At 56.4% G+C, this 17,002-nt stretch carries 10 protein-coding genes; 5 read left to right on the top strand and 5 right to left on the bottom strand.

Annotation, left to right across the window (positions count from 1 at the left end):
* Positions 1-26: 26 nt before the first annotated feature.
* The gene (gene ndk / locus SIB56_RS10690) at positions 27-485 is read right to left on the bottom strand and encodes a nucleoside-diphosphate kinase (RefSeq protein ID WP_413323921.1); all 459 of its coding nucleotides are present in this window, start codon (positions 483-485) and stop codon (positions 27-29) included.
* A gap of 137 nt (positions 486-622) precedes the next feature.
* Between ndk and speA the strand changes: the two genes are divergently transcribed.
* Genes speA through SIB56_RS10705 form a run of 3 tightly spaced genes read left to right on the top strand, consistent with a single transcriptional unit; the run spans position 623 to position 5,937 of the window.
* Positions 623-2,602, top strand: coding sequence for a biosynthetic arginine decarboxylase (gene speA / locus SIB56_RS10695; RefSeq protein WP_413323922.1), 1,980 nt, complete (start codon positions 623-625; stop codon positions 2,600-2,602).
* Positions 2,603-2,608: 6 nt separating this feature from the next.
* Complete coding sequence (locus tag SIB56_RS10700; RefSeq protein ID WP_413323923.1) at positions 2,609-4,090, top strand: mechanosensitive ion channel family protein; 1,482 nt, start codon at positions 2,609-2,611, stop codon at positions 4,088-4,090.
* Positions 4,087-5,937, top strand: a complete 1,851-nt coding sequence (locus SIB56_RS10705) for a CHASE2 domain-containing protein (protein ID WP_413323924.1) — start codon at positions 4,087-4,089, stop codon at positions 5,935-5,937. The genes SIB56_RS10700 and SIB56_RS10705 overlap by 4 nt, the downstream gene beginning before the upstream one ends.
* On the opposite strand, the gene SIB56_RS10710 is transcribed toward SIB56_RS10705, so the two are convergent.
* Entirely contained in the window at positions 5,918-6,517 is a 600-nt protein-coding gene (locus SIB56_RS10710; protein WP_413323925.1) for a hypothetical protein, read from the bottom strand. The two genes, SIB56_RS10705 and SIB56_RS10710, sit on opposite strands and share 20 nt — an antisense overlap.
* Positions 6,518-6,676: 159 nt before the next feature.
* On the bottom strand, positions 6,677-10,639 hold the full coding sequence (locus tag SIB56_RS10715) for a CHAT domain-containing protein (protein ID WP_413323926.1): 3,963 nt from the start codon (positions 10,637-10,639) through the stop codon (positions 6,677-6,679).
* Positions 10,640-10,750: 111 nt separating this feature from the next.
* On the opposite strand from SIB56_RS10715, the gene SIB56_RS10720 reads away from it, so the two are divergent.
* A complete protein-coding gene (locus tag SIB56_RS10720; RefSeq protein ID WP_413323927.1) occupies positions 10,751-12,454 on the top strand; it encodes a ShlB/FhaC/HecB family hemolysin secretion/activation protein in 1,704 nt (567 codons plus the stop codon).
* 4 nt (positions 12,455-12,458) lie between these two features.
* Here the strand turns inward: SIB56_RS10720 and SIB56_RS10725 are convergent, their stop codons facing one another.
* Positions 12,459-13,145 (bottom strand): Crp/Fnr family transcriptional regulator, encoded by a 687-nt coding sequence (locus SIB56_RS10725; protein ID WP_413323928.1) that lies wholly within the window; start codon positions 13,143-13,145, stop codon positions 12,459-12,461.
* A gap of 260 nt (positions 13,146-13,405) precedes the next feature.
* Here SIB56_RS10725 and SIB56_RS10730 point away from each other — a divergent pair, with 260 nt between their 5' ends.
* Entirely contained in the window at positions 13,406-13,906 is a 501-nt protein-coding gene (locus SIB56_RS10730; RefSeq protein WP_413323929.1) for a cyclic nucleotide-binding domain-containing protein, read from the top strand.
* 400 nt (positions 13,907-14,306) lie between these two features.
* Here SIB56_RS10730 and alaS read toward each other — a convergent pair whose 3' ends face one another.
* Positions 14,307-16,985 (bottom strand): alanine--tRNA ligase, encoded by a 2,679-nt coding sequence (gene alaS / locus SIB56_RS10735; protein WP_413323930.1) that lies wholly within the window; start codon positions 16,983-16,985, stop codon positions 14,307-14,309.
* Between the last annotated feature and the right edge of the window lie 17 nt (positions 16,986-17,002).

The following is a 17,002-nucleotide window of genomic DNA, read 5'->3' on the forward strand; positions in this document are numbered from 1 at the left end:
GCAGATTCAGATCAATCGCCAAACAATCAGTCTTCGACCCGCCAGGCCTGATCTGAGGGAGTCCAGTCGTTGAGCTCAGATGCCTGAAACCAGAGACCGATCTCAAACTGAGCGGTTTCAGCTGCATCAGATCCATGGATCACATTGCGACCGATGTTCACAGCCAGGTCGCCACGAATGGTGCCTGGTTCCGCCTCGAGAGGCTTGGTGGCACCTATCAGCTTGCGGGCACTGGCGATCACACCGTCGCCTTCCCAGACCATGGCCACCACCGGCCCTGAGGTGATGAAATCAACCAGCCCTGCAAAGAACGGCCGCTCCTTGTGAACGCCGTAGTGCTGCTCAGCAAGTTCACGACTGGCGGTGAGCTGCTTGAGACCCACAAGCTTGAAACCTTTGCGCTCGAAGCGGCCGAGAATTTCACCCACCAGCCCGCGCTGGACACCATCGGGCTTGATGGCGATGAACGTGCGTTCGGTGGCCATGAAGAATCACAAGACAGAAGGCCGGCATCCTCTGTGCAAACCCACCCCCTTGGCAAGCAAACCGCGAACCGTGTGTTTCTGCTGCTCTGAGGCAGCCTCCTTAGATTTGCTCCAAGAATCACAGCGCTAAGCCACGCATGGTGCTCGCCGACGCCAACCAACCTGGAGGTGAGGAAGCAGACAGCAGATCAGCACCGACCAGTTCCTGGAATATCCAGGACAGCTCCGAGCTCTACGGGCTCGAACGCTGGGGAAATCCTTACTTCTCAATCAACCTGCGCGGCCATGTGAGTGTGCAACCCCGTGGAGAACGTGGCGGAAGCCTCGATCTGGTCGAGCTGGTGAAAGGACTGCAGGGCCGCAACCTCAACCTGCCGCTGCTGATCCGTTTCGACGACATCCTCGAAGACCGGCTGGAGAGCCTTCATGCCGCTTTCGAGCGCGCGATCACCCGCTACGACTACAGCGGTCGTTATCAGGGCGTGTTCCCTGTGAAATGCAACCAGCAATGCCATGTGGTGGAGGAGCTGGTGAGCTGCGGCAGACGCTGGCACTTCGGGCTTGAGGCGGGCAGCAAGGCGGAACTGCTGATCGCCCTCTCGCTGATTGATGACCCTGAAGCCCTGCTGATCTGTAACGGCTACAAGGATCAGCGCTACATCGAAACGGCGATCCTCGCCCGTCGTCTGGGCAGGCGGCCGGTGGTTGTGATCGAACAAGCCGATGAAGTGCAACGCATCATCGAAGCCAGCAAGGAACTCGGTGCTGCACCCCTGATCGGGATCCGCGCCCGTCTCTCCAGCCGAAGCACCGGTCGCTGGGGCAACTCGGTGGGCGAAAAGGCCAAATTCGGTCTGCCGGTCCCGGAGATCCTCGCGACCGTCGAAGCTCTGAAGGACGCAGGTCTGCTGGAGGAACTACGCCTGCTCCACTTCCATGTGGGCAGCCAGATCAACGACATCGCTGTAGTCAAGGATGCACTGCAGGAGGCTTCCCGCATCTATGTGGAACTGCACAAACTGGGAGCGCCGATGGGTTACCTGGATGTCGGCGGCGGACTGGGCATTGACTACGACGGCAGCCGGACAGCAACCGCTGCCTCCACGAATTACTCACTGCAGAACTACGCCAATGACGTGGTCGCCACAGTCAAGGAGGGCTGTGAACCTCATGACGTGGCAGTGCCGACCCTGGTGAGCGAGAGCGGTCGAGCCATCGCAAGCCATTTCTCGGTGCTGGTCTTCAACGTTCTAGGCACCGGCGGGTTGCCCCAGACCACACCCTCACCTTCCGACGATGAATCGCTGATTGTGCGCAACCTGCACGACACACTGCGAGGAATCAAGACGCTCACCGTTGATGGCAACGCCGATGTCTCCCGGCTGCAGGAAGCCTGGAACGACGCTCTCAAGTTCAAGGATGATGCACTGGCTGCTTTTCGACTCGGCTACCTGAGCCTGACCGAGCGCAGCCGAGCGGAACAGCTCACCTGGGCCTGTGCCAGGGCTCTGGTGGAGAGACTTCCTGAAGACGCCGTTCTCCCCGATGAACTTCAGGCCTTGCCGGCTGTTCTGGCCCTCACCTACTACGCAAACCTGTCGATTTTCCGCTCCGCCCCTGACACCTGGGCCATTCAGCAGCTCTTTCCTCTAATGCCGATCCACCGGCTCGGAGAGAAACCAACCGAACTCGGACACTTCGCGGATCTCACCTGCGATTCAGACGGCCGCCTCAACCGCTTCATTGCCGATGGACGCAGCAAGCAACTTTTGGAACTGCATTCCCTGCAACCTGAAGAGCCGTACTTCATCGGCATGTTTCTCGGTGGTGCCTATCAGGAAGTGATGGGCAACCTTCACAACCTCTTCGGCACTACTGATGCGGTGCATATTCGTCTGGCACCGGGCGGGGAATACCAGGTTGACCATGTGGTGCGTGGCGACACCAACGCCGAAGTTCTCAAGGCCATGGAACACAACCCGGAATCTCTGCTGGAACGACTACGCGTCGCCAGTGAGAGATCAATCCGAGGCAACAAGCTCAAGATCGCCGAAGCACGACGGCTGATGGATCATCTGGAGATCAGCCTGCGCCAGAGCACCTATCTGCAGAGCTGACACGTCATGACCCTGACTCTGAGCTTCCTCGCGATTCTGGCATTACTCACAGTCCATCGGGTCTGCAAGCGCAAGAAGCTCAGCCCGCCTCCTTTGAGGCTGCCTCTGATCGCAGCGATCGCCATACCACTGCTGAACAAGCTGGCTGAAATCGTCAGTTATGGCGGACTGCCGGTTTTGCAGAACTCACTGGCAGCAGCGATCACGCTGCTCTGGGCCCTCAGCCTCATCCGCATTCTGAGCTGGGGGATCCTGCAGATTCCCGCCGAACTGGGTTGGTGGAAACCCACCGCAAAAATTCTGCGCGACCTGCTGACCCTTGCTGTGATCACAGTCGTGACAATGGTCGTAATTCACCGAGATTTCCGCGTCAATCTCGTCGGATTGGCAGCCACCTCAGCCGTCGTCACTGCCGTGATCGGCCTTGCTGCTCAGGAAACCCTGAAAAATTTGTTTGCAGGAATCTCATTGCAGGTTGATTCTCCTTTTGAAGAAGGCGACTGGGTTGATCTCGGCTCAACAACCGGAGTCGTCACATCCCTGCGTTTGATGACTACCAGAGTGCGTGGAATCGATGGCTCAATCACCGTGGTGCCGAACAGCCGCATCGCTGTGGAAGGGCTGAGACGCTTCAAGCCTGAGGAGCCCGTCGGTCAGATCATCGAGTTGGGGTTGGATTACAACTTTCCTCCAAGCCAAGCAGTTGATTTGCTGCAACGCACTCTTTATCAAAACCGCAAACTGCTCCGTACCCCCACTCCCAAGGTCTGGGTCTCGTCTTTCGCTGAGAGCTCCATCATCTACAGCCTGCTGACATGGCAGACCTCCGCCATGGAAATGCGTCAACTGAGAAGCACTGTGCTCGAACAGATCTGGTATGCCCTCCATCGCGTCGACCAGTCAATCCCCTACCCAGTGCGAGACACTCGCACAAAACCGAGTCCGGCCAGGTTGCCGTCCCGTGAAATCACATCGAAACAAAAGCAAAAGCTTCTATCAACAACCGAAATTTTTGGCCACCTGAATGATCATCAGCTGGAAATGCTGGCGGATCTCGCGAGCTGCCACAGCTTTGCACCAGGTGAATCAGTCGTCAGACAAGGAGAGCTTGGTGACAGTCTGTATCTGGTTGTCAGTGGAACTCTGGAGGTATTTCAAGCAAACACCGATAGCTCCACAAGACTGCCAGGTCGATTCGTCGCCAGTCTCGAAACCAGAGATGCTTTTGGAGAAATGGCGCTGTGCACCGGAGAAGCAAGGACAGCGAGTGTGATCTGCCAAACCGAATGCGTCTTGATTGAAATCGAGCGAAAACACTTGCTGCCGCTGCTGGAGGAAGAACCGGCAATTCTCGAAACCATGGGTTCAATCATGGCCGCACGACGACAGCAGCTCAAAGCGAACAAGGAGGAACGCGCTGAATCCCGACGCCGGGCATTGATTGCGCGCATGCAGAGGCTGTTCAATCTGTCCAAGCAGAGCCAATGATGTGGCAAAGACTGCTTGGTCAGACCCTGCCCTACGCGGCAGCCGCAGGTCTATTGGTTGGCCTTCAGTCTTCTCCCTTGGTGGAAACCACCAACCTGCTCGTCTATGACCTGGCGATCAACCTGCGCAACCGCGGCAGTGACGATCAAGCTGAAGACCTGACCTGGCCGGTCACGGTGGTCGGCATCAACGAAGCCGACATCAAGCGCTATGGCTGGCCACTCGACGATGCCCTGCTCTGCGGCGCCCTGAAACAGCTCGATACCCTCGGAGCCAGTGCCATCGGCCTTGACCTGTACCGCGATCAGGCTAAACCCTGCCTTCAGGACGAGATTCAACGCAATCCCCGCCTGATCTCGATTCGCAATGAAGTCGACGGAATCGCAGCGATCCCTGGAACACCTGCACGGCAACAGGCCTTCAATGACCTGGTCATGGATGCCGACCGTGTCGTGAGACGTGATCTCGTTCATGTCGAAGGGCAGGCGGACGCTGTGCGATCGCTGCCACTACGCCTGCTGGAAACCGCCAGTGAGACCAGAGACCTTGACAAACAGTTCGAAGAGCTGAAGGACCATCACTGGCTCAGCGAGCAATCAGGCGGTTACCAGAGCCTCGATGCCGCCGGTTACCAGGCCATGCTTCCGGTCTATCCCCCTGGGCGTTATCCGGTTTTGGACTTGACCGATCTACTCGAGGGCGAGGTTCATGAGGCAATGATCCGCGACCGTATTGTCCTGATCGGCAGCGTGGCTCCCTCCCTGCGTGATCTGTTTGAAATTCCCCATAGCCGTTTTCTCAGCGGCTCCCAATTCTTTGCAGTCGCTGGGGTGGAACTGCATGCTCAACGCCTGGAAGCCTTACAGCGAAGGCTAAAGAGACGTTCACCGGAAATCGTCGCCGCCCAGGGTTGGCAACGCTCACTGCTGTTACTGATCATGGTACTTATCGGTGGATTGATCGCCGAACGTCCCGCGAGAATCCGCCGCAGCCTGACACTGCTCTCAGTCGCAGTCATCCTCCTTACTGGCTCAGTTTTCATGTTGACATTGAACGGATTCTGGATCGGGCTGACCATGCCCCTGACAGGCCTGGTACTGATTAGCGGTAGCGGAATCCTGAGACGTGGAGTTCAGAGTCAACGTCACCAGCAAGACATGCGGCGGCTGCTTGGTCAAACCAGCTCTCCAGAGATTGCACAACAACTCTGGGATCAACGAGAAGATCTGATCAAAGATGGTCGCTTTACGGGCAGAGAAAGGCAGGTCACTGTGCTATTCAGCGACACCTGCAGCTTCACGAGTGTGAGCGAACAGTTGTCGCCTTCTGCCCTGATGCAGTGGCTGAATCGTGGAATGAGCATCGGCGTTGATGCGGTCACCAATCGCAGTGGAATCGTCAACAAATTCACAGGTGACGGCATGCTGGCTGTCTTCGGTGCACCTGTCTCCAAAGGTCCTGGAGCGGATGCATACGATGCCGTTGCAGCTGCTCTGACGATTCAGAACCAGATCTCGAGCCTCAATGAAGCACTGGCGTTGGAGGGGCAGCCACCGTTGCGGATGCGGATCGGAATCCATTCCGGCACCGTTCTCACAGGGTCTCTCGGCAGCAGCAAGAGATTGGAATACGCCGTGATCGGTGACACCGTGAACTGCGCATCTCGCCTGGAAGGCCTGGAGAAACATCGTCACCGCGAGATGGTGAGAGTGTTGATTTCAGGAGAGACCATGGCTCTTCTTGAGGCATTGCCGCCGGATACGACCAGCGAAGCCTGGGGATCCATTCAAGTGAAAGGACGTCAGGAACCGCTTGATGTGATTGAAGTCAGAAGCACTGCACTGTGATCTGCTCCGGCCAGGAGTCGTTGACAACCTCATCTCCGAGCTGGAATGCGGTCTTGAGCGGCTGCAAGGCTGCGGTTCCCCCGCAGGATTCCTGAAGATTGGCCAGCACTTGCTGAAGATTCCGATCCTCACGATCCCCACTTCCTGGCACAAGCAAACTGAGTGCAGGTGGAGCAGAAGCAGTGATGAAGCCAAATTCATCATCAGCTCCTCCCTGCCCGCAGCGGTAAGACGACTCCCAGCGCAGAGCTCTTGGGCTCGAGGGGAGGCTCAACAAAGCCAAACGATTCTTCGCTCCAGGCAATTCCCGCTGCAAGATCGGAGCATCGGCAGCATCAAAAGCACCATCTGCCGATGCTTCCATCAAGACAATCTCAAGTGGCTGAGGATTGGACGATGGACCCTCCAACAGAGCAATCACGGAAAGATCTCCAGGAGCAAAAACACTGGATGAGGGCACCAGATGCACAATCGAGCGCGCCGCACACTCCCCACGGGTGCCGCCGCCCACACGTCGTCCGGGAAAGGAGTTTCGTGGAGCGGCCTGAAGTTCAGGCAGTGATACCAACAAAGTCGTCAAGCAAAGAACTGCCGCGGAAGAAAGAGTGGGGGAAAGAGGCAATTTCATCTCAGATTCGACCATGTGGTTTCAGCTTGACGCCTCCAAACCAAAGAGGGCTGGGAACAGGACACAACTTGCTGTGATCTCAAACACACATTGCGGCGCTGAAACCTGACCTCACCAGGGAGAACCGATCAGCTCGATGCCAGCCCAGAAAAAGGGATTTTGAACACCTGTCTCAATCCGACGGCGTTGCGATGGGTTGAGCTCATTCAGCAAAGGCTGGCCGGCTGCACCAATCACCACGTCACCCTCCAGACGAATCATCCCTGAAGAAAACATCTGACGGGTTTTCTGCAGCGCCTGCGCCTTGGAAAGCCCCTGATCAAGTAAGCGATAAAACTGAACGAAGAATGCTGACGTCACAACGTCATCGACATACCAGAGCGTGCCGATGGCGCTCCGCGCTCCTGCCTGCAATGCCAAACCGGCAAAGCCCAGTTCACTATCAGCGTCACCAAGAAGCGTGCGGCAGGCACTGAGCACAACCAGATCCAGAGGCTGATCTCTTCGCTGACGCCGGAGATCTGCAAACTGAGCCATCGACATCGGACCAATCCCTGTATGCAGCACAGACTTACTCGGACCACCGGGGCGAAAATCTGCATGGGTGGCCACATGCACTCGGGAGTAGCGCTGATCCGCGGAACGCTCCAGAAAAGCCTTGGGAGTGAAGGCCTGATTCAGATAGAGATCTGCAGCAGATGAGGATTCAATCCGCTCCAATTCCTGAGGAACAAGAGGCAATGGCGCCAGACCATCAAATGTCGATGCACCCATTGCGAGCTGAATTTGGGAGCGCGACTCTGCAGGCGCTAATGGAGTGAGCGCGAGTGATGGTGTTAGTGCAAAGGCATAACGATTACCGAAATAATCACTGCCGTCATTTAAAGCAGCGAAAGGAACGGCCTGTAGTCCCTGATCGGCAGCGATCAACAGCGTTTCGATTCCCTGCTCCTCAAGGATCTCCTTCACGGGTTCCAAAAGCAGAGCATGCAACTGCCGTGTGGGAGAGGCGGGATTATCCACAGCCAACGCCTCCTGACGGGAAAGCTGGCGATAGAGCGCCTTGAGCAACGCAGCAAAGCTGTTGCGATTGACCTCAACACGCTTTGCCTGAACTGGAGATTGAGAGCTGATCAGAGTGAGATCCAGAAAGGCATCATGAGATCCCGGCTGGAGCTGGCGCATCTCAGTGAAACGCACCTGCAGGACCGCCGGGCTGGAAGCGAAACGCCTGGTCTCAACCTGCTCCAACAGAGTCTGAAGTTCCTCCACGGTCGGAGTGGGAGGCAGTTGGTCCTGATCGGCCTGATCCAACCCCAGAGCCTGTGCTGTTCTGCTGGCTGCCGCCTGATCGGTGCTGATCAGCTGATCAGCAGCCTGGTCTGGATCAAGAGTTTGCGCTGCTCCAGCCACCACCGATGGGTTTGGCGTATTTACGGCACTGTCAAGCTCACCCTGACCGGCCAAATCCACAACCAGACTGGAATTATTGGTCTGAGGCTGAACATTGGAAGATCCTCCGAAGTCGGATTCTGCAGCCAGCTCGTTGTATTGAGAAGGTGGAAACACGGGCACATCTGCGACCGCATCGGCTAACACAGCTGTACGAAGACTCTCATCCGTGGTGGCTTCTGTTTCAACTAAAGGTTCTGGATCTGGATCTGGATCTGGATCTGGATCGTCACATCGGTTGGAGGTTCCATTACCGCTGCAGGTGGCCTTGGCTGGTGACGTGGAGAGCACATCGAGATTCCCTGCTTTCACCAATGTGTTGCCGGTGTAGCTGATGTCCGCACTTACAGGGAAGCGCAAAGCTCCTTGACCCTCCTTGATGAAATCGCCTTCCCCGCTGATCTGCGAATCCCAGACCAAGGTGAAACCATCGGCAACACTGATACCTCCACCATCGGAACCAAGCCTCAGACTGGCTCCATTCACTGTTTCATTCGCGTCCCGGCGAAGTAGAGAGCCGTTGTCGAGAAAAAAAGTATTCACCTCGATATCGACTTCATCTTCCTGATCCATCCAGATCACTCCGCCGCCGGTGACTTCAGTCCGCTCAGCAAAAAATGCTTCCTGGAATCGGGCAGTTCCTGCACCAGTCTGAAGAAAATCGCCGTAAGTCTTGGTCGTCTGACCGTCCTGAAGATTCAGGGTGCCCTTCACAATCAGATCACCGTCGCCCGCATAAGTCAGATCCGAATTAAACGCAGTTGTTCCTGGATCAACAATCAAAGCCTGAGCTGAGCTGGGATCCAGGGTGAGACTATCCTCACGAACCTCAACAGCAGAGCTGCCAATCAGTTGCAACGTCTCTGTGATCGTGTTGTCGCCAGAAAGACTCAATAACTTCCCTCTGGAGAGAAGAATGGGTTCAGCAAAGTTGATGCCTCCACTGATCTCAAGTGTTCCCGCCGATTGAACCGAAGTCGGAGACGTCGAGGAGCCAAGAGCATTCGCACCGGTGACACGCAATGCACCTGATTCCACGACGGTATTACCTGTCCAGCTGCTGCTATTGCCGGACAGAATTAAACGGCCGGTTCCGTTCTTAATCAGATTGCCATCACCTATCAATGTTGCAGCGAAGGCCGGAGAAGCGAAGCCGGCCGTGCCAATCGTGGTGTCACCTGTCGCAATCTCCAAAGGGCCCGACAGATTGAGCGTGATTCCATCTGCAGCCTCAGCAAAACCTGTACCAGCTTTGAGTGTGAGACCCCCTGAGCCAGTGGTGATGTTGGAGTTGAGCTGAATATATCCAGCGGCATCAAGAGTGAGTTTTCCTGAACTGTTGGAATAATCGGCGGATGCACCGGATTCCCAGGTGATGTTTCCTCCCTGAGAAGGATCACCTGTGCCTGTAAGTATCCGAACATCTGTGGACGAGCCCAGTGCATTCACGATTTCGTTTTTAGACACACTTGACCCAGACGAACTGGATCTAAACAAAGGCCCCCCACCATTTGGATCAGTCTCTTGATTGATAGTTCCAGTTGAGTTCCCAATCGTGATGTTGTAGGGATCAAGCAGCCATTCACCTCCCGATCCTTTCATCGCCGACACATCAACGACTGCAGGCTCAGCGAGCAGATAAGCACCCGACGTCTCAATTCGACCGCCATCTCCATCAGCAGAACCACCTCGGGCCAAGAGGGATCCCTGCGCAATGGTCCCTCCAGAGGGATTATTTAGATCACTCCAGATCACAATGGTTCCGCCATCACCAGAACCGGTGGAGGAGGCATCCACGGTTGACCCCTGCTGCATCCATGTCTGGGTTGCCTGGCGCACTCCTGAATCAGTGTTCTGCCAACTGCCGCCGACCTGGACCAACCCTCCATTCCCTGAACCGGTCGCCAACAACTCCGCTCCGTCACCGACCTTGATCAGGTCGGCCGTGAGCGTGAGAGATCCAGCATCTCCTGAAGGGTTGCTCACCGAAAGGCGACTGTTGTCCACATCGATACGCCCTCCCGGTGCATCCACAAGCAGTGCCTCGTCGACATCAATCGACACACCATCCATACGGATCCAAGGTCGTTTCTCTCCCAATGAACCGGGCAAGAGGCCCAAGGCACCGGGAAGAGGATCACTGCCAAGTGCTGCAATGTCGGTGATCGGCGTGTTGAACACATCGAACACACCACCAGCAAACCGCAACTGTGCTGCTGTGCTCAGAGTGAGATGAGGGATCTGCTGAAACGATGCTCCAGGCATCAACTGGATCCCCCCCGGCGAGAGCAGAAACAAATGAGCTGGAGAACTAAATGAAACGCTTTTATTGATGAAGCTGCCATCTAAAGCAGTCACCCCCAGCACAAGATTGCGAACACCATCACTATCGATCGAAACTCCCTGAATCGCTCCGCGGGTATCGAACTCACTCAGGCGATGAAAACGATTGCTCCCACTGCGAGTTCCCCCATCAATGTGACAAACACCGCTGCTGCAACGACCGCCGAGAGCACCATTAATGCGAGTTCCCAAGCCGTCGGCAGATCGCGTGGCAACATCCGCCTGCACTGGCATGCCGGCAAGAAACGCGACAAGAGGAAAGAGCACCAGTCGTTTCATTGCGTGCCACCTCCTTGGATGCCTGCAACCGATGTGTTGCGGAGTAATGACGCTAGATCAATTTTTCTCATTCAACTTTAAAGTTTGCGCCGATACCCAGTTGCCAGATCAATGCTGCTTGTGCTGGCCCAACTGGTGTCTCCTCCTCTGCAGCCCGGTCCTGCACGCCTGCCCGATCCGGCACCGGTTGAACAACGCCAGCCCGACGCACCAATCGTCGAACCCGACAACGACAATCAGCCACTTCCGTTGGATGACAGTTCATCGGGAACTCCCACAAGATCTCCAGGCAAACCAGCCACATCAGAAGACGGAGAAATCAGTGCTTTTCACCAGGTCAAGGGCGAAACGCCTTACAGCCAAGCTGAACTTCAAAAAATTCTGAGGCTCTGCCAGAGAGATAACAAACTCGACAACCGTCTGAAGCGCTGTGCGGAAGCCCTCAGCGGAAAACTGCAGCAGGACGGTTACGTCAACTCCCGAGTCTTCATCAACGAGCCAGAACCTGGGCAACTCACCGTTGTGATGGGTCGTCTGGTTGAACTTCAGGTCAATTCTGAAGATGCGAGCCTGCAGCAGCGCGTGCGCAAGCAGCTTTCAAAGTTGGTCGGTGCTGTTCTGCACCTGCCTACTCTGCAACGTCAGTTGCAGCAGCTGAAACAACGATCCGTAGTGGGCAGTGTCGCTGGCAATCTTGGAAAACTGGGCAGTGACCCCACACAGGCTGTGCTGACTCTCACGGTCACACCTGCGAGCCATCCCTGGCGGGGTGATCTGAGTATTCGAAACGATGGCAATGCCGGCAGCGGTGAATGGCGTGGATTAGCCGTGCTGCAGAAGCCAAGAGTGCTCCTCGATAACGACCTACTGCAGATCTACGGCGAATTAAACGCTGACGGAGATCCTGAACTGGGTGCCTCACTCGGCTCCATCAGCTACACAGTGCCTCTGGGTGAATCGGTGAACATCACCGGATCCTTCGGAGCGAGCCGCCGCAATCTGGTTGAGGCCCGTGGGCCAGCCCATGGCCTGAGCTTCCGCCAGTACCAGGGGCTAGCTCAACTGCAATGGAACCTGAAGGACTCTGGCAATGAGATCTGGTACGCCCAGGCGGGCCTAAGTGCCAATCGCAACGACAGCTACCTTGACGGGCGATCCTTTCCCTTGATCATCGGAGGAGGACTAGACGGAGACCTGAGTACTGGATATCTACGTCTGGGAATCGGGCATGCTGGCAGCAACATCAACCTTGGCTGGTCAGGACAGATCTATTTTCTTCAGGGGATTGCAGGTTTCAGCAGTCAAGAAGAACTAAACGATTTTTCCTATTACGGCATCAATCCCGGTGAATCGCGAGCCATCGGTGGCATCACCACGCTTGGATGGCGTATGGCTCCCAGCCTGCAGTTCAATCTACGAGCGGCAGGACAGGTCGCCCTTAATGAGCTCACCAATGACATGGGTTTTTCACTTGGAAGCGACGTAGGGCTCAAAGGGCTACCTGGGACCCTCATGAGCGGAGATACCGGATGGCTGGGTACCGCAGAACTCAACTGGAGCTTCTTGCAGAAGGGGCACAACACTCTTCAACTGGTGCCTTTTTTCGGAATGGGAGGCGTTCAGACCACGCGGTCTTCAGTGAGCTTTGACGACACCATTGGTACAGGAGGGATTCTGCTGCGCTGGCTGCATGGGCGCCATTGGTCCGCAGAGCTTGGATGGACTGATCAGTTCCATGACAACAACAACTTCGGTGTCTGGAACGATTGGTTACTTGGGAGCGGCGCTTACGGAAAGTTACGGTACCGCTTCTAAACACTCAGGGAATCAAGCCGCGCTTCTGCAGAGGTTTCAAATCAGCCAACGACAACATCCCATTCTTCTCATTCACCGTGCCACGGCTGCGCAACTTGCTGAGCGTGCGTGAAGCCGTTTCCCTTGCCAGACCCGCTAAAAGCGCAATTTCCCTCTGTGCCAGCGGCGGAATTTCTGACTGCAAATCCTGCCCGCCAGAACTCTTACGAGCCAGATACGCCAGTGCATCCAGCAGTCGGGTCGTGGCATCGGCGCTCTGCAGAGCGAAGCGCTGATTGAGATCACGCAGTCGTCCTGCCTCTAGGCGCGCCAGCGCAAGAGCGAATGGAGCAAGCTGACCCAGTAATGATTCAAACGGAGCCGATCGCATCTTGACCAAATGCAGTGGCGTCAGGGCCACCACATCCGCAGAGCGTGAAGCACCATCCAGCGCTGCCATCTCACCGAAGACATCACCAGGGCCCAGCAGCGACATGATCACTTCATCTCCATCCGCTGTGTAAGTGCGCACCTTGGCCAAGCTATCACGGATCAGGAACAGTGATTCGCCCCAGTCCTGCTCCATCACGATCACCTGATCGAGCTGATGAATGGTCTCGCGATGACGATCAAGCAGCAGCGTCCGCTGTTCCTCCGGCAGGCAGGCGAACAGGGGCATCGAGCCAAGTTCATCAGGCGTGAGCGCAGGCATTGTTGAAAAGGAGTACGACCGTAAGGAAGGCAAGCCACAACATCACCATGACGATGTTGTATCCAGGCCGCAACTGGCTCTTCATTAGCAAGACACTCGGGCCTGGGGAGCTTCAGAACATGACGGGAAGAGAGCCTCAACAATCTTCTCCAGCCAGCATTGGCTCAACAGCTCCCAAGTCGCGCATGGAGAGCAGGAACCGACAGCTCAGCACAATGCGCGATCGGTTGCGGATGCTTTTGAGCACTCACTTATCAGCCTTGAATCACACCACGCTCAAACCAGCGATCGGGGAGGTAGTGATGCGGCAAGACACCCCAGCTGAACGCGTCCTGGTCGTGCAGGCAGGGGAGCTACGCGTGGAGCGAATTGAGTCGGGTGGAAGGCCACAGCTGATCGCCACGATCGGTCCTGATGAGATGGTGGGAGAAATGGCACTGATCGGTGATCAGCGTCACAGCGCCACCGTGACCGTCAGCCGAGGTCCTGCTGAACTGCTGGCCGTTAAAGCAGATGACCTGCTGCAAGCCGCGATCTATGACAGCGATCTGGTGATGGAACTACTCGCTCTAAGCAGTCATCGTTGCCGTCAAACCAACCATCATCTGGCGCTAATCCTGGAGGGTCTCGATGCACTCAGCACACGAAACACACCCTTGCTGGAACGGTGTTGTGAGGAGCTAGACAAATCGGCCGACCAGGCTCTCTGCAGCACTTCAAAGCTACTTAGGCGTCTCGCGCAGACACTGAACCAGCCCTGACCAGGGTGACTGAGCAGCATGAGGTCGTGCCAATGAATCTTTCTAAGGCAAATTCATACCGCTCTTCATGAGGCCAACTACTTGACACTATTTGCTGATAACAAGACTGAACATTGCATCATCACCTCAAGCGAGGCGTTGCTTAAGAAATAATCGATGCATGCTTCAGTTTTGCAACTTACAAACAATTTGCTTGCTGGAGAATCAACTATTTTGCATTTGTTGATTCCAATCCAAATGGCACAAATTACACGTGTATTTTTTGCCATTTATCTGATCGAATTCAAAAAGCTTGATAGCAGTAATTATCTAAATTTCAATGATTTAAGATTTTAATAATAGATCGCAAACCTGTTACATCTTCAACGACTCAGTCCTGATAAAGAGAGAATAATGTCTTTCAACCCAATACCTCTTGTAGCTGCTCACGAGCAGCTTCCAGGGCTCCATCCAAAGCGGCTCCATCCCGGCCCCCAGCCTGCGCCAGATTCGGGCGGCCGCCGCCGCCGCCGCCGCAGCGCTTGGCAATCACCCCGATGAACTTGCCCGCCTGCTGACCTTTGGCAATCACAGCTTTGCCGAAGCAGGCCACAAGAATCACCTTGCCTTGATCAGCCGGATCAGGCAGACCACCGATTACCACCGCACCGGCCTCACCCAGCTGGTCGCCCAGGCTCTGAGCGGCACCCTGAAGACCACTTCCATCCACACCATCCAGGCGCTCAACCAGCAGCTGAAACTCACCTACAGCCACCGCTTTGGAGGCAAGGGCCGCTGACTTGGCAACCGCCAGCTCGGCCTGCGCAGCCGTCAACGCCTTGCTCGTGGTCTTCAGCTCATCCTGAAGTGCACTCACGCGCTCAATGATCTCGCCTGGCTGTGCCTTGAAGCGCTCTCCGAGTTGCTTCACCACAGCATCACGTTCGTTGAGGTAAGCGAGCACAGCTGGTCCAGCCACAGCTTCGATGCGACGGATTCCTGCTGCCACACCACTTTCACTGACAATCTTGAACAGGCCGATCTCAGCGGTGTTGGCCACGTGGGTGCCTCCGCAGAGTTCCATCGACACACCGGGCACGTCGACAACACGGACCACATCGGCGTATTTCTCACCGAACATGGCGACCGCACCGGCTGCCTTGGCCTTGTCGATCGCCGTCTCCTGCACTTGAAGCTCATGGGCATCGGCGATCCAGCTGTTGATCAGACCCTCGATGCGCTCCAGTTCTTCAGAACTGACCGCCCGCGGACAGTGGAAATCGAAACGCAGACGATCGAAATTCACCAGCGATCCGGCCTGACCGATGCCTGGATCAACCAACTGCTTGAGAGCTGCTTGCAGAAGATGGGTGGCGGTGTGGTTGGCCTGGGCACGTCGACGGCAGCTTCGGTCCACACGACCCTGGACCACATCGCCGACCGCGAGCGCGCCTCGCTCCACCCGGCCGCTGTGCACGAACACACTGCGGTTCCGGCTCACCGACTCCACACTGACAATCAGGCCGTCACCGGCATGACCTTCTCCCGCCAGAGTGCCCCGGTCGCCCACCTGACCGCCTCCCTCGCCGTAGAAGGGAGTGGTGTCAAGCACCACCTGCACAGAATCCCCGGCAACGGCTCGTTGCGCCGGTTCCCCGTTCACCACAAGCGCCTGCACACTGCTGCTCTGCTCCAGCTGCTCGTAACCACGAAAATCGGTTTCATCAATTCCTGAAGCCACCTGATCAATGGCGTCCTGCAGTGTGAGGTCGATACTCACCGCCGCGGCTTTGGCGCGCTGACGCTGCTGCTCCATCGCCACCTCAAATCCAGCAAGGTCAACAGCCAGACCGTGCTCTTCGGCAATTTCCTGCGTGAGCTCGAGCGGAAATCCATAAGTGTCGTAGAGCTCGAAGGCCTGGGCACCACTGATCTGCTTCGGCTGAGCGTCCAGCACGTCGGCCAGCAGTTTCTCTCCCCGTTCCAGGGTCTCCAGGAACCGGGCCTCCTCGCGTTGCAGTTCCGCCAGAATCACCTCGCTGCGCTCGATCAGCTGGGGATGCACCGCCTGCATCAATTGAATGGCGGCCTCGCCCATGGTTGAGAGAAAGGGCTTATCGATCCCCAGCAAACGCCCATGGCGCACCACGCGACGCAGCAGCCGGCGCAGGATGTAGCCGCGGCCGAGGTTGCTCGCCGTGACGCCATCGCTGATCAGCTGTGTCACAGCGCGACTGTGATCGCCGATCACCTTCAGTGACGTCTTTCGCCTGTCATCAAGCTGGTGGTAGTCGACACCAGCTAGATCAGCCGCAGCTTCAATCAGCGGAAAGATGAGATCGGTTTCGTAGTTGTTCGGAACCTTCTGCAGGATCTGAGCCATGCGCTCGAGGCCCATCCCGGTGTCGATGTTGCGATTCGCCAGCGGAGTGAGCGTGCCCTCCGCATCGCGATTCGACTGCATGAACACCAGGTTGTAGAACTCAATGAAACGGTCGTCGTCCTCAAGATCGATTCCGTCGTCGCCGAGTTCCGGTTTGAAGTCGTAATAGATCTCCGAACACGGCCCGCAGGGTCCTGTCGGACCTGAAGCCCAGAAATTGTCGGCTTCATCCATGCGAATGATCCGCTTCGGATTCACACCAACAACCTCACGCCAGATCTGCTCGGCTTCATCGTCGTCCCGGAAGACGCTCACCACCAGATTGCTCGGGTCAAGACCGAACACCCCCGTGCTCAGCTCCCAGGCCCATTCGATCGCCTGCTGCTTGAAGTAATCGCCGAAGGAGAAGTTGCCCAGCATCTCGAAGAAGGTGTGATGCCGAGCGGTCCGACCCACGTTCTCGATGTCGTTGGTGCGAATGCACTTCTGACTGCTGGTCGCACAGGGCGCAGGCCTCTCCTGCTGACCAAGAAAAATCGGTTTGAACGGCAACATGCCTGCGATCGTGAGCAGAACCGTGGGGTCCTCAGGCACGAGCGAGGCGCTCGGCATCCGCTTGTGACCACGCTGCTCATAAAACGCCAGAAAAGCCTCCCGGATCTCCGCACCGGTGCGGGGACCAGCTGCCTCGTTTCGCGACGATCGTGCAACAGCCATGGTGGGTTCGGGCTTGG

This window comes from Synechococcus sp. MIT S9503, from assembly GCF_047304175.1.
Classification (GTDB): Bacteria; Cyanobacteriota; Cyanobacteriia; order PCC-6307; family Cyanobiaceae; genus Synechococcus_C.